Origin of the sequence: Actinomadura geliboluensis, assembly GCF_005889745.1 — a bacterium.
GTDB lineage: Bacteria > Actinomycetota > Actinomycetes > Streptosporangiales > Streptosporangiaceae > Spirillospora > Spirillospora geliboluensis.
On record NZ_VCKZ01000170.1, the window covers coordinates 1 to 17,840 of the forward strand.

General features: G+C 74.8%; 14 protein-coding genes. 6 read left to right on the top strand and 8 right to left on the bottom strand.

All coding sequences use genetic code 11. The features are described from left to right. The first annotated feature begins 48 nt into the window (after nt 1–48). On the top strand, nt 49–996 hold the full coding sequence (locus tag ETD96_RS22410) for a class I SAM-dependent methyltransferase (protein ID WP_138638436.1): 948 nt from the start codon (nt 49–51) through the stop codon (nt 994–996). Then, nucleotides 993–2,699 carry an ABC transporter substrate-binding protein gene (locus ETD96_RS22415; protein ID WP_138638437.1) on the top strand — a complete coding sequence of 569 codons (1,707 nt, stop codon included), beginning with the start codon at nt 993–995 and terminating at the stop codon, nt 2,697–2,699. Before ETD96_RS22410 ends, ETD96_RS22415 begins: the two co-directional genes overlap by 4 nt. An 18-nt stretch (nt 2,700–2,717) precedes the next feature. Here the strand turns inward: ETD96_RS22415 and ETD96_RS22420 are convergent, their stop codons facing one another. The 7 genes from ETD96_RS22420 to ETD96_RS22450 form a co-directional block, all read right to left on the bottom strand. Next, complete coding sequence (locus ETD96_RS22420; protein ID WP_138638438.1) at nt 2,718–4,445, bottom strand: ABC transporter substrate-binding protein; 1,728 nt, start codon at nt 4,443–4,445, stop codon at nt 2,718–2,720. Further along, on the bottom strand, nt 4,442–5,854 hold the full coding sequence (locus ETD96_RS22425; RefSeq protein ID WP_138638439.1) for a metallopeptidase TldD-related protein: 1,413 nt from the start codon (nt 5,852–5,854) through the stop codon (nt 4,442–4,444). The genes ETD96_RS22420 and ETD96_RS22425 overlap by 4 nt, the downstream gene beginning before the upstream one ends. After that, nucleotides 5,851–7,359, bottom strand: a complete 1,509-nt coding sequence (locus tag ETD96_RS22430) for a TldD/PmbA family protein (protein WP_138638440.1) — start codon at nt 7,357–7,359, stop codon at nt 5,851–5,853. The genes ETD96_RS22425 and ETD96_RS22430 overlap by 4 nt, the downstream gene beginning before the upstream one ends. Further along, entirely contained in the window at nt 7,356–8,363 is a 1,008-nt protein-coding gene (locus ETD96_RS22435; RefSeq protein ID WP_171069175.1) for an NAD-dependent epimerase/dehydratase family protein, read from the bottom strand. Before ETD96_RS22435 ends, ETD96_RS22430 begins: the two co-directional genes overlap by 4 nt. Continuing rightward, a complete protein-coding gene (locus ETD96_RS22440; RefSeq protein ID WP_138638442.1) occupies nt 8,360–9,184 on the bottom strand; it encodes a methyltransferase domain-containing protein in 825 nt (274 codons plus the stop codon). The genes ETD96_RS22435 and ETD96_RS22440 overlap by 4 nt, the downstream gene beginning before the upstream one ends. A gap of 61 nt (nt 9,185–9,245) precedes the next feature. Continuing rightward, nucleotides 9,246–10,595: a cytochrome P450 gene (locus tag ETD96_RS22445; RefSeq protein ID WP_138638443.1), complete on the bottom strand. Its 1,350-nt coding sequence runs from the start codon at nt 10,593–10,595 to the stop codon at nt 9,246–9,248. An 18-nt stretch (nt 10,596–10,613) separates the two neighbouring features. After that, the gene (locus ETD96_RS22450; protein ID WP_138638444.1) at nt 10,614–11,135 is read right to left on the bottom strand and encodes a pyridoxamine 5'-phosphate oxidase family protein; all 522 of its coding nucleotides are present in this window, start codon (nt 11,133–11,135) and stop codon (nt 10,614–10,616) included. A gap of 182 nt (nt 11,136–11,317) precedes the next feature. Here ETD96_RS22450 and ETD96_RS22455 point away from each other — a divergent pair, with 182 nt between their 5' ends. Next, nucleotides 11,318–11,803 carry an SRPBCC family protein gene (locus tag ETD96_RS22455; protein ID WP_205719404.1) on the top strand — a complete coding sequence of 162 codons (486 nt, stop codon included), beginning with the start codon at nt 11,318–11,320 and terminating at the stop codon, nt 11,801–11,803. Between the two features lie 63 nt (nt 11,804–11,866). Further along, entirely contained in the window at nt 11,867–13,471 is a 1,605-nt protein-coding gene (locus ETD96_RS22460; protein ID WP_138638445.1) for an MFS transporter, read from the top strand. A gap of 67 nt (nt 13,472–13,538) precedes the next feature. Here ETD96_RS22460 and ETD96_RS22465 read toward each other — a convergent pair whose 3' ends face one another. Then, complete coding sequence (locus ETD96_RS22465; RefSeq protein ID WP_138638446.1) at nt 13,539–14,966, bottom strand: NDP-hexose 2,3-dehydratase family protein; 1,428 nt, start codon at nt 14,964–14,966, stop codon at nt 13,539–13,541. 91 nt (nt 14,967–15,057) lie between these two features. Here ETD96_RS22465 and ETD96_RS22470 point away from each other — a divergent pair, with 91 nt between their 5' ends. Further along, a complete protein-coding gene (locus ETD96_RS22470) occupies nt 15,058–16,056 on the top strand; it encodes an aldo/keto reductase (RefSeq protein WP_138638447.1) in 999 nt (332 codons plus the stop codon). A 132-nt stretch (nt 16,057–16,188) separates the two neighbouring features. Beyond that, nucleotides 16,189–17,840, top strand: a 1,652-nt coding sequence (locus tag ETD96_RS22475) for a hypothetical protein (RefSeq protein ID WP_138638448.1), incomplete at its 3' end; no start/stop codon positions are given.

The window sequence follows — 17,840 nt, forward strand, 5'->3', positions numbered from 1 at the left end:
CTCCCACGCCCCGCACCCACCGCCCGACGAGCCACCTGGAGGACGCCGATGACGGCACCATCGATCGACCCGACGACGGTCAAGACGGGGCAGCGCGCCTCGTGGGACGCCATCAGCCCCGGCTGGGAGGAGGCGATGGGCGTCTTCGAGCGCGGCGCGGCGGCCGTCACCGGCCGGCTGCTGGAGCTCGCGGGCGTCGGCCCCGGCCACCGCGTGCTGGACGTCGCCACGGGTCTCGGCGAGCCCGCGCTGTCGGCGGCCCGCGCGGCCGGCCCGACCGGGCGGGTGGTCGGCGCGGACATCTCCCCGCGGATGCTCGCGGCGGCCCGCCGCCGCGCCGCCGCCGCGCCGGACGCCGCCGCGCTGGCGCCGCTGGAGTTCGTCCAGGCGGACGTGGAGTCCATCGGCCTGCCCGCCGGGTCGTTCGACGCGGTGCTCAGCCGGTGGGGGCTGATGTTCGCCTGCGACCACGCGGCGGCCTTCGCCGGGCTGCGGCGGCTGCTCGCGCCCGGCGGGGTGCTCGCCGCCGCGGTGTGGGCGCCGCCGCCCGACGTCCCGATGATCGGCCTCGGCTACCGGGTGCTCGCGGGCCTGCTGGACCTGCCCGCGCCGCCGCCCGGCATGCCGGGGCCGTTCAGCATGTCCGACCCGGCCGCGCTCTCCGCCGGGCTGCGCCGGGCCGGGTTCGCCGAGGTGTCGGTCGAGGAGTTCGCGGTGCCGTTCCGGCTCGACCGGGCCGCCGAGTACGCCGACTTCAACAAGGCGGTGTCGCCGCCGTCGCTGCTGGACGCCGTCCGCGACCGGTTCGGCTCGCCGGACGCCCCCGGCGTCTGGGACGCGGTGGCCGCCGCCGTCGAACCGTACGCGGACGACGGCGGCGGGATCGAGCTGACGTCCACCGCGCTGTGCGTCCGCGCCGTCGCAGGCCGGGATAGGGCAGGGCAGGACGGGGCCGTCCAGCGGGACGGGGCGCAGGGAAGCGAGGGCGTCCGATGACCGGTGCGAGCCCCCGCCGCGGCGGCGTCCTCAGGCTGTACGGGCCGGGCAGCATGGACCACGTCGACCCGGCCAGCTCCTACTACATGCTGTCGGGCCAGATCCTGCGGCTGTTCACCCGGCAGCTGTTCGCCTACCCGCCGATCCCGGTGCTGCGCGACTGGCGGCAGGTCGTCCCCGTCCCCGACCTGGCGACCGAGATGCCGACGCTCGCCAACGGGCTGCTCAGCGACGACCACCTCACCTACACGGTGCCGCTGCGGCGCGGGGTGCTGTGGGACACCGAGCCCGCCCGCGAGGTCACCGCCCACGACGTGGTTCGCGGGTTCAAGCGGGCGGCCAACCCGGTGTTCCGGGGCGGGGCGATCCACTACTACACGAGCACGATCCGCGGCTTCGCCCGCTTCAGCGACGACTACACCGCCGCCATGGCCGGGACCGAGCCGACCGCCCGCGACCTCGCCGCGTTCCAGAACTCCCACGACATCCCGGGCGTCCGGGCCGTGGACGACCACACGGTGCGGTTCGAGCTGGTGCGGCCGGCGCTGGACTTCCCGCACATCCTCGCGATGACGTTCGGGTCGCCCGCCCCCGCCGAGTACGACGGCTACCTTCCCGACGGGCCGGACTTCCGGGCGAACGTCCGCTCCATCGGCCCCTACCGGCTCTCCCACTACGTCCACGGCCGGGAGCTGCGGATGGAGCGGAACCCGGTGTGGCGCCAGGAGACCGACCCGATCCGCCACCAGTACCTCGACGGCGTCGAGGTCGTGATGGAGAAGGCGACGCCGGACCAGGTGGGGGAGCGGATCCGCTCGGGCGGCGCCGACCTGTCGTGGGCGTCCCCGGTCACCGAGCCCTACGACGTCAACCCGACCGACCCCGGCAACAACCTCGGCTACGCGCTGAACCCGTACCTCGTCTTCAACATGGTCAGCCCGAACGAGGACGGCGCGACGACGAAGCTGAAGGTCCGGCAGGCGATCTCCTACGCCGTGGACCGCACCGCCATGGTGACGATCTTCGACGAGCTGAGCGCGGGGACCGTCATGTGGCCCGCGACCTCGGCGATCCCGCCCGGCAACTACGGCTACCGGGAGCTCGACCCGTACCCGACGCCCGGGTTCCGGGGCGACCCGGAGAAGGCGCGGGCGCTGCTGGTCGAGGCCGGGTACGCGGACGGGCTGACGCTCACGATGGTGCACCGGGACGTGGACGCCAACCCGGAGGTCGCCGAATCGCTCGCCGCCGACCTCGCGAAGATCGGCATCACGCTGCGGATGATCCCGCTCGGCCACGCCGACTACTACCCGTTCCTCCAGGACCCCGCCAACGCGCGCGCGGGCGGCTGGGACCTGTCGGCGCCCGCCTGGACGCCCGACTGGTTCGGCAACAACGGCCGCGCGTTCCTCCAGCCGATGTTCCAGACCAACGAGACGCGCGGGACCAGCAACTACGGCTGCTACAGCGACCCCGAGACCGACCGGCTGATCGAGGCGGCGCTGTCGGCGACCGACCAGGGCGAGGCGGAGGAGCTGTGGCACCGGGTGGACGCGCGGGTGATGGCGGACGCCGCGATCGTGCCGCTGCTCGTCCACGCCCCGACGATCCCGCACCTGCGCGGGGCGCGCGTCCGCGACGCGGTCCCGATGCCCACCATCGACCGCTGGTTCGACCTGGCCAACCTGTGGCTGGAGCCCTGACGCGGCCGGTCGCGGAGGTCAGCCGGCGCGCTCGGCGAGCCAGAGGTTGGTCGGGTCGCCGTTGAGGACCGGGTAGGGCAGCCAGTTCCGGACGCGGGTGGAGTGGAACCAGTACTGGTGCGCGAACAGGATCGGGACGATCCCCGCGTCGCGCATCGCCTCCCGCTCCACCCGCCGGAACAGCTCCCCGGCCTCCTCGGCGTCGCCGCAGGACAGCGCCCGCGCCAGCAGGTCGTTGACGGTCTCGCTGCGGTACCGGCCGAAGTTGGCGCCCCAGTCGCCGTCCGGGGCGACGTCCCGGCTGTCCAGGAGCGGCTGCAGGTAGGTGCGGGCGTTGTCGCCGTACCAGTCCGGCTCCCAGCCGGTCAGCGCGAGGTCCCAGGCGCCGGTGCGGACCGCGTCCGGTGCGGACAGGTACTCGTCGAACAGCGCGTTGATCGACGCGGGCACCGGCTCGACGGTGATCCCGGCCCGGTCCATGGCCTTGATGACGGCCTCGGCGGTCTCGGGATGGATGTCGCGGTCGCGGTACACCAGCTTGAGGGTGAGCCCGTCGCCGTATCCGGCCTCCGCGAGAAGGCGGCGGGCCCGCGCCGGGTCGCCGCGGCCGTGGTCGGTGCCGTAGTACCGGACGGGCCGGTGCGCCGCGCACAGCGGAGGCAGGATCTGGTCGGCGATGTCGTTCAGCCGGGGCCCGCCCCAGACGCGCGACACGGCCTCCTTGTCCACCGCGTACTGCAGCGCCTCCCGGACGAGCCGCGACCCGAGCGCGCCGCCTTCATTGGGGCTGGCGAAGTTCACGACCAGGTACGGGCTGAACAGCCCGGCCGGGTAGACCTCCAGACGCGGGTCGCTCGACGCCAGCAGCTCCGGGAGCCGCTCGGTGAGGGGCTGGATGTCCCAGAGCATGTCGGCCTCGCCGTCCGCGACGAGCCGGTGCGCCTCTTCTTCGGCGACGCCCTGCCGCACGTCCACGCCGTCGATGTGCGCGGCGCGCAGGTCGTCGGTGGCCGGGTCCCAGGAGGGGTTGCGCTCCAGCACGATCCGCCGCTCCGGGACGTACCGGGTGACGCGGTACGGGCCGTTCGACATGAGCGCTGCGTCCAGCTCCGGGCTGCCCGGCACGAACGGCAGGTACTCGGCGGGCGCCGGGGTCGCGAACGGCAGCGCCAGCATGTTGAGCAGGTCGTGCGCGGGCTCCCGGAGGGTCACCACCACCTCGGCGTCGCCGTCCGCGCGCACGCCGGGCAGGTCGGTGGCCTCCAGCGCCTCGGCGATCGCCGCCGGGTCGCGCGGCGCCCGCTCCAGGGCGTCCCGGAACCCGGCCATCCCCTCGATGGTGCTCAGGTAGTAGGGCAGGCCGGGGCACGGCGCGAGCGGGTGCGCCAGCCGCTTGATCCCGCGCACCACGTCGGCCGCCGTGACCTGGCGCGGGCCCGCCGGGGTGTGCCAGGCGGCGCCCTTGCGGAGGGTGAACACGTAGACGCGGCCGTCGGCGCTCAGCCGGCCGTTGGCGCGGGCGGGCACCTCGGTGGCCAGGTCGGCGGTGATCCGTCCCGCCGCCGCCCGGTCCCGGCTCGCCACGTACTGGACGAGCTGCCGGGTGTAGCAGCGCAGCAGGCCGCGCGTGACGGTGTGGTAGGCCAGCGCCGGGTCGAGATGGTCGACGTCTCCGGCGCCGACCAGGGTGAGGACGCCGCCGCGGCGCGGTGCGGCCGCGCCGGCGCCGGTTGCCGAGATGGTCACGTGGTCGCCCTTTCGCTCGGGAACAGCGGGAAGCCCTCGACGCGCAGCGGCGGCATCGCCGTGCGGGTGAAGCCGTCGCCCCACTCGCGGGGCAGCGCGGGGCCGGTGCGGCCCACCTCGGTGACGCGCCGCAGCAGGTGCACGGGGCTCTCGGTGAAGCGCAGGTCGGGCAGCGCCGCCGTGATCTCGCCGTGCTCGACCAGGTGGACGCCGTCGCGGGTGAGCCCGGTGAGCAGCAGCGTCGCGGCGTCGACCGTCCGGACGTACCAGACGCAGTCGATCAGCACGGCGCGGTCGGTGGCGGCCACCATCTCCGGCAGCGTCCGCCCGCCGGGCGGGCCGGACAGCCGCAGGTTGCCGATCCAGGGGGTGAGCGGCAGCCCGGTGCGAGCGGCCGTCCGGCGGGTCTGGACGAGGGCCGCGAGCGTCCCGCCGGAGATCCACTCCGTGGGGGAGAGCGGCAGGCCCGCGTCCTCCGGGGCGGCGAGCCCGGCCGCGAACTCGTCGGCGGCGCCGGGCAGCAGGAACGGCGCGCACTCCAGCCCCGGAAGGCCGGGCCCGGACTCCAGGCTGAGCGGCATCGGCGTGAGCCGCGTGCCGACACCCGGATCGGCGAAGGGGGACGCGCCGTCCGCCGCGTCTCCGGCTCCGGCCGCCCGGTACAGGTGCAGCATCAGGTCGGCCACGCAGGACGGCGACAGCAGTACCTCGTAGCGGCCTTCGGGGAGTTCGGCGCGCGGCAGTTCGGGGTGCAGGCGGTCGCGCAGGCGCTCGTGTAGGGCGGCGACGTCGTCGTCCGCCTGCGAACCCGTCCAGCCGTTGCCCGCCCAGACCTGGCCCGCGCCATTGGAGCCGCGCACGGTGAGGTCGAGCAGCCCTTCGCGCTGGACGTGCCGGAGCCGCAGGCCGGTGCTCGACGCGACGTAACTGGTGCGGAAACCTCGCTCGGCGTACCCGTAGAGCAGCCGTCCTTCCGCATTGGCGCGGTCGACCGCCGACCGCAGTGACGCCGCGACCGGCGCGAGCAGTGCGGCGGGGGCCTCAGCGGGAGGATCGGCCCAGTCCGGCGACGCGCGGTCCCCTACCGGGCCCGTGGCGTCCGGATCGGCAGGGGCCGAGCGGGCGGCTGCGTCGGCGGCCTCGACCAGGCCGTCCACTTCGCCGCCGGGATCGGCCTGGCCGGTCACGCTGCCGACCGCGATCCCGTCCCGCCGGGCCACGGCCGACACGACGGTGACCCGGTGGTCATGGACGTGCCCCGACGCGGTGACGGCGTTGTTCGCCCAGCGGAGGTGCGCGCCGCCGCGCACCTCGACGGTCACGACGCACTCGTCCGCTCCGCTCGCCGCGGCGGCCCGTTCGGCGAGCGCGGCGGGCGACGGCGGAGCGTCCTGCCGGGTCCGGCTCACAGCCCCGCCTCCCCGGCCGCGTCGCGGACGGCGACCCCGGTGAACAGCGCCGCCGGGCAGCCGTGCCCGGCGGGCGCGATCTGCAGCGGCTGCCCCTTGCCGCACAGGTCGGCGCCGAACATCCGGTACGTCCCGGGGCCGCCCACCCCGGCGAGCGACCCCCAGAACGCGGTGGTCTCGCCGCCGTAGGCGACGTCGCGGACCTGGCCCGCGAGCCGCCCGCGCCGGATGCGGTGGCAGCGCTGCGCGGTGAACTGGAACCCGCGCCGCCGCGTGTCGATCGACCAGCTCCCCGAGCCGACCACGTACAGGCCGTCGTCCACCGTCCCGATCAGCTCCTCGACGCCGGGCCCGGCGGGGGCGGGGCGCAGCGACACGTTCGGCATCCGCGACATCGGCGCGTGCAGCGCCGACTCGGCGTACGCGCAGCCGGTCGAGCGCTCCGCCCCGATCAGCGGCGCGGTGTGCCGGTCGGTCTGGACGCCGGTCAGCACGCCGTCCGACACCAGGTCCCAGGCCCCGGCCGCGACGCCCTCGTCGTCGAACCCGACGGTGGCGAGGCCCTGCGGGGCGGTGCGGTCGGCGGTCACGTTCATCAGCTCCGACCCGTACCGCAGCGAGCCGAGCGACTCCGGCCGGACGAACGAGCCGCCCGCGTAGCCGGTCTCGTGGCCGGCGGCCCGGTCCAGCTCGGTCGCGTGCCCGACCGTCTCGTGCAGGGTGAGCCACAGGTTGGACGGGTCGATCACCAGGTCGAGGCGGCCCGGCTCGGCGGCGGGGGCGCGCAGCTTGGCGGCCAGCAGCGCGGGCAGCCCGGCGATCTCGGCGTCCCAGTCCCAGCCGGTGCCGGTCAGGTACTCCCAGCCGCGCGCGGTCGGCGGGGCGAGGGTGCGCAGGGTGCCGGCGCCGCCGGTGCGCGGGTCCGCCCCGGCCGCCACCAGCATCGGGTGGACCCGGATCCGCTGCTGGAGCGTCACCGTGCCCGCCAGGTCGGCGTAGTAGGCGTTCTCCTGGACGGCGACCAGCTTGGCGTGCACGTGCGCCACGCCCGGCGCGGCCAGCAGCCGGCGGCTCCAGTCGGCCAGCGGCGCGAGGCGCTCGGCGGCCGGCACGTCGAACGGGTTGATCTCGTACGCGGACGCCCAGACCGCGTCGCGGTGCACCGGCTCCGCGGCGGGCTCGGCGGCCGGCGGCCCGATCCCGGCGGCGACGCGGGCGGCGGCGACCGCCCGCTCGGCGGCGTCCTCGGCGGCGCGCGGCGCCGGCTCCGCGCACCCGGCGAAGCCGCGCGCGCCGCCGTGCACGACCGACACGCCGAGGCCGGTCCGGGTGGTGTCGTGGCCGCCCGCCGGACGGCCGTCGCGCAGGAACCCGGCCGCCTCCCGGATGCGAGCCACGCGGACCCGGGCGTGCCGCGCGCCCAGCCGCTCGGCGCGGGCCAGCGCGGCCCCGGCCGCCTCGGCCAGCGGCAGCGCGCGGAACGACGCGTCGATCGGGTCCGTCATCGCGGGCCTCCGCCGCCTTCGCGGAACCACCGGACGGTATCGGCGATCCCGGTCCGCAGGGGGCGCGGCTCGAAGTCGACGACGCGCCGCATGCGTGTGGTGTCGAACTCCCGGACGGGCGGGCCGCCCGGCAGGTCGGGCCGCAGCTCCACCCGGTCCGGCGCGCCGAACTCGGCGGCGACCAGGTGCGCCAGCTCCAGCATCGACACCGTCCCGGGCGCGGCGACGTTGAAGGTGTCGAAGGCACCGGACGCGACCATCTGCAGGACGGCCTCCACCATGTCCTCGACGTGGACGAACGAGCGGCGCTGCCGTCCGCCGCCCCAGACCGGCACCGGCTCGCCCGCCGCGAGCCGCCGCAGCATCGCCGGGACCGCCAGCGGAGGCCGGGGGCCGAGGCCGTCGCCCGGCCCGTACACGTTCGCCGGACGCGCCGTGAACACCGTCATGCCGAACTCGCGCCGGTACTCGTCCGCCAGCAGCTCCGCGAAGACCTTGGCCAGGGCGTAGCCGTCACCCGACAGGTCCGGGCGGGCGCGGTGGTCGTCCTCCTCCCGGATCGGCCCGGTCAGCGCCGCCGAGTACACCTCGGTCGAGCTGATCAGCACCAGCGTGCCGGCGCCGTGCCTGCGCGCCGCGTCGAGCACGGTGGAGACGAGCCGGGTGTTGGCCGCCAGCAGCGTCCCGCCGTGCCGCCGCTTGAACGCGCTGTCGCCGTAGACGGCGGCGCAGTGCACGACGGTGTCGGTGCCCGCCGCCGGTCCGCGCAGCAGCGACTCCACCTCGGCGGGCGAGCGCAGGTCGGCCTCGGCCAGGGCCCAGCCGTCCCCGAGCCCGTCCGGCAGGGGCCCTTCCGGGCGGGGGCGGTGCACGGCGACGACCTCCGCGCCGATCTCCGCGAGCCGGCGCGCGAACCACGTCCCGAGGAAACCGCCACCGCCGGTGACCAGGACCCGGCGGCCCTTCCAGTGCGCGGGCGAGGCGGGCGGCGGCCCCGGGCTCACGCGCCGGGCTTGCGGCACGTGACGATCAGGTAGCCGAGCCGCTCCCGGCAGATGCCGTAGGACGTCTTCAGCGCCTGCTCGAACATCGCCATCTTCTCCGGGCCGTAGTCCGCGTCCAGGACGGGACGCAGCGACTCCAGCCGGACCAGGACCTCGTCGTAGTAGCGGCGCACGTTCCGGGCGCACTCGAGCGCCTCCAGGATCTCGAACCCGGCGGCCTCGGCGCGCTTGACGATCTCCCCGGCCGGCGCCGGGTCGAACAGGGCGGCGTCCCGCAGCACCGCCATCTCCGCGTCGGTCGGGTCCGACAGCCGCGGATAGTCGGTGAACACGCACCGGCCGCCCGGCCGCAGCACCCGGAACATCTCGCTCAGCCAGCGTCCCTTGTCCTCGGCGTTGGCGAGCGAGTCGAACGCCAGCACCGCGTCGAAGGACGCGTCGGGATACGGCAGCGCGGTCGCGTCGGCGTGCTCGATCTCCACCTGCCCGCGCACGCCGCCGGAGATCACCCGGCGGGTCGCCTCGCGCACCTGCCAGTGGCTGAGCGTGATCCCGGTGATCCGGACGTCGTGGTGCTGCGCGATCCGGACGGCCGGCTCGCCGACCCCGCAGCCCACGTCCAGGACGCGCTGCCCGGCGCGCGGCTCCAGCCGCTCCTCCAGCATCGACGTGAGGCGCAGCAGCCCCGCCAGGAACGTGCCGCGGTCGCCGTCCTCCCAGTACCCGACGTGCAGGTTCCCGCCGACGAGCTCGACCAGCCCGCCGATGTCGTCGTAGTACTCGCCGATCTGGTCGGCGGTGAGCCCGGGCTGGTCAGGCATGGCGTCTCCTTCTCGTGCGTCCTTCTCCGGCGGGGCGTCAGTCGGGGCGTCAGGCGCGGCGTCAGGCGCCGCGCGCGTGGGCGGTCATCGGGAGCGCGTCCACCGGCATCGTGATCGCCGGCTTGGGCCGGGGCGTGTGCCCGGGGACCGGCACCAGCCGCCACCGGGCGGCGATCGTCGCCAGCGTCACGACCATCTCCACCCGGGCGAACTGGTCGCCGATGCAGCCGTGCGGGCCGACCGCGAACGGCGTGAACGCGCCGCGCGGCAGGTCGGCGGCCCGTTCCGGCAGCCACCGGTCGGGGTCGTAGCGCTCCGGGTCGGGATGCACCGACGGGTTGTGGTGGACGGCGTGGAAGCTGTAGAGGACCGGCGCCCCGGCCGGGATCCGGTAGCCGCCGAGCACGGTGTCGGACGCGGCCACCTTGCTCTGGAACACGCCCTGCGTGCGGTAGCGCATCGTCTCGTCCAGCACCCGGCGCGTGTAGTCGAGCGCCTTCACGTCGTCGTACCCGGCGGCCCGGCCGCCGAGGACCGCGTCCACCTCCTCGTGCAGCCGCCGCTCGACCTCCGGGTGCCGCGCCAGCTCGTGGAACGTCCACGACAGGGTGTTGCTGATCGTGTTGCTCCCGGCGATGAAGAAGGTGACGACCTCGTCGTGCACCTGCCGGTCGGTCATCGCGGGCTCGCCGTCGTCGCCGCGGGCCCGCATCATCATCGACAGCAGGTCGCCGTGGTCGGCGTCGGCCGCCCGGTAGTCGGCGATGACCCGGTCGATGGTGCCGTGCAGGTACCGCTGCGCGTCCCGGTAGGCGCGGTTGCGCGCGGTCGGCAGCCGGGTCAGCAGCCCGGTGGTGTCGGCGATCTGCCGGAACAGCCCGCCGAGGACGGTGGTCGTCGCGGTCATGAACCTCTTGTGGTCGAGGCCCGCGTCCGCCGAGAAGATCACCTGGGTGACGTTGGCGAGGGCGAGGTCGTCCATCTCCCGGTCGACCTCCAGGCGCGCGCCGTCCGTCCAGGACGCGGCCACGGCGGCGGCCCGGTCGCTCATCATCGCGGTGTAGGCCACGATGCGGTCGCGGTGGAACGCGGGCTGGATCAGCGCCCGCTGCCGGCGGTGCGTCTCGCCCTCGGAGATGCCGAGCCCGTTGCCGAACATCTGCCGGAACCGCTCGGTGATGGGGCCGCCCCGGATGAAGGTGTCGGGGTCGCGCTGCACCTGGCGCATCAGCTCCAGGTCGTTGACCACGTACATGCGCTCCCGGCCGAGCCGGATCACGGTCACCGGGTCGCCGTTCTGCAGCGACAGCAGGAAGTCGCCCGGCCGCTTCTTCATGTGCAGGCCGTGCCCGAGCACGGGGACGGTGCCCGGCGCGAGGACGGGTTCGCGCGCCGGCGAGGTCGTCGTCATCGGTCCGCCTCCCGGCGTTCAGTCCTGCGCGTGCCACACCCGGGAAGAGCCGATGGTCTCCCCGTGCGCCAGGTCTTGGAGGGTGATCTGGACGCGCCAGGGCACCAGCCGCAGGACCTGGAAACCGGGGTCGGCGGCGCCTTCGGGCCACTGGGCGTAGGGGTCGAAGCCGCGTTCGCGGGCCTCGGTGGACACGAGGTCCCACACGTGCGCGATGCTCGCCTCGTCGTCGGCCCAGGACGCCTCGCAGTCGGCGAACACCGCGTCGTGCGCCGGGCTCCAGTAGCTGCAGGAGACGAACGGGTTGTGGGCCAGGTGGGCGGTCTTGACGGGGGAGCGCGGGGTGCTGACCCAGCCGATCGGGCGGTCGCCGCCGGCGTCCCGGCCGATCTCCCACGAGACGTGGAGGATGCGGCTGCGGGGCCGGTCCTTGCGGTCCACGGTGGCGACGGTGCACCAGCCGATGCTCCGGGTGAGCCGGAGGAAGTCGTCGGTGAGTTCGGGGAAGTCCACTTCGGTGCTGAAGGCCGAGGACGCCATGCCCCGGATCATAGGTCAGCTCCCGGCAAATAACTATATGTTTCTCAATCAAATGCGGGAGCCGGGATGCGGGTCGACCCTTGCGATAACAGGCAGTCATCTGGTTGCATATCGAGATGGAGGGTAGGGCCGGAGACGTCCGCGCGGATGCTCCGGCGGCACCGCCAGAGAGGGGAAATCCCATGTCACAAGCAGCCTTCACGCTCACCCGCCCGCCCATGGTCAAGGAGGGGATGCTCATCCGGCGCCCCGCCGCGGAGGTGTTCCGCGCCTTCGCCGACCCGGCGGTCACCACCCGCTTCTGGTTCACCAAGAGCAGCGGCAAGCTCGTGCCCGGGACCACCGTCCGGTGGGAGTGGGAGATGTACGGCGCGTCGGTGGACGTCCGGGTCAAGGAGGCCGAGGAGGGCGAGCGGATCGTCTTCGACTGGGGCCCGGAGGACGCCGCCACCACGGTCACGCTGCGCTTCGTCCCGTGGAAGGACGACACCACCTACGTCCAGGTCACCGAGACCGGCTTCAGCGGCGACGGGGACACCGCCGTCGCCCGCGTCGCCGACTCCACCGGCGGCTTCACCATGACGCTGTGCGCGCTCAAGGCGCTCCTGGAGCACGACATCGAGCTGGCCGTCGTCGCCGACCACTCGCCCCCGGGCCTGGAGATCTGACCCCGCGGACGTGACCCCGCAGACCCGACCCCGGCCGCCGGCCCCCAGCCCGAGGAGTCACCGATGGATGTGAAGAAGGCGCCCGCCGCCCCCGCCGCGCCCGTCCCGGCCAGGCTGTGGCTCGGGCTGCTGGCCCTGGCCCTGTCGGCGATGATGCACGGCGTCGACGCCATGGTCGTCACCGTGGCCAACCCGACCATCGGCGCGGAGATGCACACCGGGCTGGCGGAGCTCCAGTGGGTCACCACCGGGTACATGCTCGCCTACGCCGCCACCCTCGTCACCGCGGGCAAGCTCGGCGACCGGTTCGGCCAGCGGCGGGTCTTCCTGATCGGCCTGGTCGGCTTCATCGCGGCGTCCGGCCTGGTCGGCGTCGCCCAGGACATCGGGACGCTGATCGCGTTCCGGGTGGTGCAGGGCGCGTTCGGCGCCAGCCTGCTGCCGTCCGCGCTGGCGATCCTGCGGCTGACCTTCCCCGAGGACAAGCTGAAGGTCGCCGTCGGCGTCTTCATGGGCACGTTCGCGCTGTCGTCGGCGTCCGGCCCGTTCCTCGGCGGGGTCGTCGTCGAGTACGCCGGCTGGCGCTGGGCCTTCTACATCAACGTCATCGGCGGCCTGATCGCCCTCGCCATGGTGCTCGCGCTCATCGCGCCCACCCCGCCGCAGGACGCCCGGCGCCGCGTCGACCTGCCCGGCATGGCGCTGCTCACCGTCACGATCCTCGCGCTCGTCCTCGGCATCAACCAGGTGCCCGAGCGCGGCTGGACCGGCGCGCTGCCGCTCGCCTGCTTCGCGGTCGCGCTGGCCGCCGGCGTCCTGTACGCCCTGCGGGAGCGGACGGCGGGCCAGCCGCTGACGCCGCCCGAGCTGTTCCGGTCCCGCGCCTTCGCGGGCGGCAACCTGCTGCTCCTGCTCGGCTCCGGCGTGATGTTCGCGGCCTGGTTCCACCTGGCGCTGTACTTCCAGAACGTCCAGGGCGCCGGGGCGCTGCGCGCGGGGCTGGAACTGCTGCCGATCCCGGCGACCGGGATCATCGCGGCGCCGCTCGGCGGGCTGCTCAACCAGAAGCTCGGCCCGCGCCCGCCGCTGCTCGCGGGCACCGTGCTGCTGATGGTCGGGCTGTTCGGCATCACCCGCGCCGGGGTCGACACCGGGTACCACGCGCTGTGGCCCTACCTCATCGCGCTCGGCATCAGCATGAGCTTCATCGTGCCCATCGGCACCGAGGTCGTCATCAGCAGCGCCCCGAAGCGGCTCGCCGGGGTCGCCTCCGGCGTCGGCGAGACGATGGGCAGCCTCGGCCCGGCGATCGGCGTCGCCTCCGTCGGCACCGCGATCGCGCTGGTCGTGGAGAACGGGCTGGCCGGCAAGCTCACCGGCGCCGGCGTCCCCGCCGGGATCGCCGACCGGATGGACACCGAGTCGGTCGCGCTGGGGGCCGCGCCCGTGCCGCCCGGGACGCCGGACGAGCTGGTGTCGGCCGTCGTCCGGCAGGCGCACGAGGCGTTCGCGTCCGGGATGCACGCCGCGTTCGCCGGCGCCATGGTGCTCAGCCTGCTCTGCCTGCCCCTGATCTGGCTGATCAAGGTGCCGCGCGGGGAAGAGGAGGCCGCGCCGGACGAGGCGACGGCGTCGGAGCCCGCGCACGCCGCCGACCCGCTCGGCTGAACCGCGGGCCGGGCCGATGGAGCGGGCCGGAGCAATGGAGCGGGCGGGGGCGGTGGAGCGGGCCGGGTCAGCGGAGGGCGTGCAGGCAGAGGGCGAGCGTGCGGGCCTCGATGTTCACCTGGTAGCTCGCCCGCGTCAGCTCGCGGAGCTGCGCCACGGTCAGCCACCGGAAGTCCGGCGGCACCTCCAGCGGGAAGTCGTCGTCCACCTGGACGATCTGGTTGCGGGTCACCGCCCGCTGGAACCGGCCGCCCTCCTCCGACTGCTCCACGTCGTAGCGGACGGCGCCGCCCCCGGCGGTGACCAGGTCCAGGTAGCGGGCCCGGTCCGGGGGCGGCAGCCGCGCCTGGTCGGCGGGCGTGCACTGCACGGTCGGCCCGACCTCGACGACGTCGCGGTGGCCGGGCGCGAGGTCGGCGCGGGCCAGCACGTGCAGGACGCCGCGGATCGGCCGGGCCAGGAACACCGCGAGGCCCGTGCCGCGCGGGCGCAGCAGCGGCTGGCACCAGTCCCGCACCTCCCGGTTGCTCGCCCGCACCCGGACCCCGGAGATGGTGAAGTGGCGGCCGCCCGTGTGGAAGATCTCCCGGTCGTCGCGGCGCCAGCCCTCCACCGCGTCCAGCGGCACCGGCCGCACGTCCAGCGTGTGCGCCATCTTGCGGGCGGTGAGCCAGCCGCGCACCTCGCCGGGCCGGTGCAGCGCGCCCCGGTCGAGGGCGCGCGCCGAGCGCCGCAGCGCCGCGCCGAACCCGTCCGCGGGATCGGCCGCGACCGGCAGCGGCAGGCACGACAGCACGGTCCGGGCGTCCATGTTGACGACGTTCGGCAGCCGCAGCAGCGCGTACAGCTCGCCGAGCGTGAACCAGGCGAAGTCGTCGTGGACGTCGACCGGCCCGGTGGTCTCCACCACGATGTTGCGGTTGCGCTTGCCCCGGAACCAGGCCCCCTGCTCGGACTGGAGCACGTCCACGAGGACGCGGGCGAGCCCGTCGCGGGCGAAGTACTCCAGGTAGCGGGACGGCGCGCCGCCGTGCACGCGCTGGAAGTTGCTCGCCGTGGCCTGCACCGTCGGGGAGAGCTGGACGGTGTTGACGTTGCCGGGCTCCGCCTTCGCCTGCATCAGGAAGCGCAGCACGCCGTCGATCTCCCGGGCCACGATGCCGAGCACCCCGACGTCCGGCTGGTTGATGATCGGCTGCTCCCACGTGCGGACCGGGCCGCGGCCGGCGCGCACCCGGATGCCCTCCACGGAGAAGAACCGGCCGCTGCGGTGGACGAGGTCCCCGGAGCCGGGCGCGAAGGCCCACCCGTCCAGCCGGGCGAACGGGACCCCGGTCACCTCGAAGGGGTTCCGGTCGCGGCGCTCGGCGAGCCACGCCACCGCCCAGGCCGGGGGGCGCGGCACGTGCGCCGCCGAGGCGGCGAGGCGCCTGGCCAGGTCGCCGACGCCGGGCGCGGCGGGCGCCAGCAGGAGCGGGCCGGATCGGGTGTCCAACGGCGCCTCCTTGCGGGCGGCGGGTGGCGTAGATAACGCACCTACTTAATTATAAGATAGTACGCTGTTCGCCGCGGGCTGGAGGGAACGCATGTCCGACGACGACCGGCACGTCCGGCTGGGGGCCACCGGGCTGCGGGTGAGCAGGCTCGCCCTCGGCACGGTCAACTTCGGCGGCCGGGTCGAGGAGCCGGCGGCGCACCGGCTGCTCGACCACGCGGCGGCCGAGGGCATCGACTTCGTCGACACCGCCAACATCTACGGCTGGCGGGTGCACAAGGGCCACGCCGAGGAGGTCGTCGGCCGCTGGCTGGCCGCCCGCCCCGGCCGCCGGGACGGCGTCGTCCTCGCCACCAAGGTCGGCGAGCCGATGGACCGCGGCCCGAACGACCGGGGCCTGTCCGCCCGCAACATCATCGCGTCCTGCGAGGAGTCGCTGCGCCGGCTGCGCACCGACTGGATCGACCTGTACCAGCTGCACCGCCCCGACCCGGGCGTCGGCTGGGAGGAGATCTGGACGGCGATGGAGACCCTCGTCCGCCAGGGCAAGATCCGCTACACCGGCTCCTCGAACTTCCCCGGCTGGGGCATCGCCGCAGGTCAGGAGGCGGCACGCCGGCGCTCGCTGCCCGGCCTCGCCAGCGAGCAGTGCCTGTACAACCTGGCCGTCCGGCACGCCGAGCTGGAGGTCATCCCGGCCGCGCGGCACTACGGCGCCGGGGTGCTGGCGTGGTCGCCGCTGCACGGCGGGCTGCTCGGCGGCGTCCTGCGCAAGCTGGCCGAGGGCACCGCGGTGAAGTCGGCGCAGGGGCGGGCCGAGGCGGCGCTGCCGGCCCTGCGCGGCACGATCGAGCGGTACGAGGCGCTGTGCCGGGAGTTCGGCCGCGACCCCGCCGAGGTCGGCCTGGCGTGGGTGCTGTCCCGGCCGGACGTCACCGCGCCGGTCATCGGCCCGCGCACCCCCGCCCACGTCGACGGCGCCCTCCGCGCGCTGTGCGCACCGCTGGCCGCCGACGAGTCGGCGCGGCTGGAGGAGCTGTTCCCGCCGCTCGGCCACGGCGGCGCCGGGCCCGCCGCCTGGCTCACCTGACCCGGGCGCCCCGCCCCCTCCGCTGGCCGTATCCGGACTGAATCGCCTCTCGCTTTTCTTTAAAAAGGATTAGTAACGTACGGATCCGCGGCCGTACCGGCGGCCGTGCCACGCGCCCGCAGGAGAGAGCCGATGACTGGTTCCAGGCCGCACGCCCGCCTCCGTGGAAGAACCGCCGTCCTGGCCACCGCCTGCTGCGCGCTGGCGGGCGGGGGCGCGGTCGCCGCCACCACCGCGGCCGGCGCCGCCGCGGGCGTCGTCACCGTCCGCTCCCGCGTCACCGGCTCGGACGGCGCGTCCTACTCGGCCACCAACCACCTCACCGACGCCGCCCGCAGCCCCGCACCGGACGGGCGCCGCAAGGAATGGCTGCTCGTCTGGGCCGGCGACTCCGGGCCTGGTGACAGCGGCACCCCCGACCCCGACTTCCTCGCCGTCGTCGACGCCACCCGCGGCACCCCCGACTACGGCAAGGTCGTCAACACCGTCACCATCGGCGGCAAGACCGGCAACGAGCCGCACCACATGCAGTACACCTGGCGCAAGGGCGACCGGGTGTACGCCGGGGGCATCTTCTCCGACACCGTGTACGTCTTCGACGTCAGCCGGCTACCGATGATCAAACTGACCGGCATCACCCTCCCCGAGGACACCCCCTGCGGCTCGGCCCCCGACGCCGTGACCACGCTCGCCGACGGCACCGCGTACGCCACGTTCATGGGCGGCCCGAACATCGCCGGCCCCTGCACCTACACCCACGGCGAGACCCGGCTCGGCAACGGCTTCGCCGGCACCCCGGGCGAGATCGTCCGGCTCGACCGCGACGGCCGCGTGCTCACCGAGGCCCCCGCCGCCACCGGACGCTCCGAGGGCGCCGAGCACTGCCCCAGCCTGCCGCCCATCGCCGTCCCGACCTGCGCCAACCCGCACGGCCTCGGCGTCCGTGAGGACCTCGGCGTCGCCGTCGCCAGCGACTTCGCCGAGCCCCGGCTGCTGATCAACCCCGAGATCGAGGGCGGCGCGCCCAACGGCAACCGCGACACCGTCCGCGTCTTCGACATCGCCGACCGCGACCGCCCGCGGCTGCGCTCGGTCTCCCGCATGCCGGACGGCCCGCGCCAGGAGGCCACCCCGTTCGGCGAGGAGCCGCGCGGCATCATGGAGACCACCGTCACCCACCGGCGCGGCCACCGCGGCGCGTTCGCGTCCAGCATGCCAGGCGGCACCGTCTACTACGCCCCCGACATCACCGTCCCCCACCCGCAGTGGCGCGAGGTCTTCGACGACTACACCGCCTTCAAGCGCCTCTTCCCCACCGACACCCCGACCTCCGCGCTCGACGGCGGCGGCTGGCTGCAGGTCAGCCCCGACGACCGCTTCCTCTACCACGTCGTCCTGACCGGCGGCCTCGCCGGCTCACCGCCCGCCCACCAGCAGGCCGGGATGATCTACACCCTGGACATCCGCCGCCTGCTGGCCGCCGGCCCCAAGGCCAAGTGCAGGATCGACACCCTCGCCGAGGTCGCCGCCGGCGGCACCGAACGCGACTGCCCGGCCCTGGTCAGCGCCCTCGAACTCAACGACCCCAGCACGGGCGGCCCGCACTGGGCGGCCATGGACAACTTCCGCGCCGCCCCCAACGGCCTCTACCGCGAAACCGACCAGATCAGCCGCATCGCCGTGGCGAACTACATGCTCTTCACGTCCCACCTGGACGGCGACCACAAGGTCTGCATGGTCAACGTGGACCCGCGCGGCGAACTCGCCCTGGACACCGCCTTCCG

Bases quoted from the DNA above. Each gene is read 5' to 3' on its own strand.
- ETD96_RS22415 (WP_138638437.1), top strand. From the start codon at position 993: ATGACCGGTGCGAGCCCCCGCCGCGGCGGCGTCCTCAGGCTGTACGGG.
- ETD96_RS22470 (WP_138638447.1), top strand. From the start codon at position 15,058: ATGTCCGACGACGACCGGCACGTCCGGCTGGGGGCCACCGGGCTGCGG.
- ETD96_RS22460 (WP_138638445.1), top strand. From the start codon at position 11,867: ATGGATGTGAAGAAGGCGCCCGCCGCCCCCGCCGCGCCCGTCCCGGCC.
- ETD96_RS22445 (WP_138638443.1), bottom strand. From the start codon at position 10,595: ATGACGACGACCTCGCCGGCGCGCGAACCCGTCCTCGCGCCGGGCACC.
- ETD96_RS22440 (WP_138638442.1), bottom strand. From the start codon at position 9,184: ATGCCTGACCAGCCCGGGCTCACCGCCGACCAGATCGGCGAGTACTAC.
- ETD96_RS22410 (WP_138638436.1), top strand. From the start codon at position 49: ATGACGGCACCATCGATCGACCCGACGACGGTCAAGACGGGGCAGCGC.
- ETD96_RS22430 (WP_138638440.1), bottom strand. From the start codon at position 7,359: ATGACGGACCCGATCGACGCGTCGTTCCGCGCGCTGCCGCTGGCCGAG.
- ETD96_RS22455 (WP_205719404.1), top strand. From the start codon at position 11,318: ATGTCACAAGCAGCCTTCACGCTCACCCGCCCGCCCATGGTCAAGGAG.
- ETD96_RS22450 (WP_138638444.1), bottom strand. From the start codon at position 11,135: ATGGCGTCCTCGGCCTTCAGCACCGAAGTGGACTTCCCCGAACTCACC.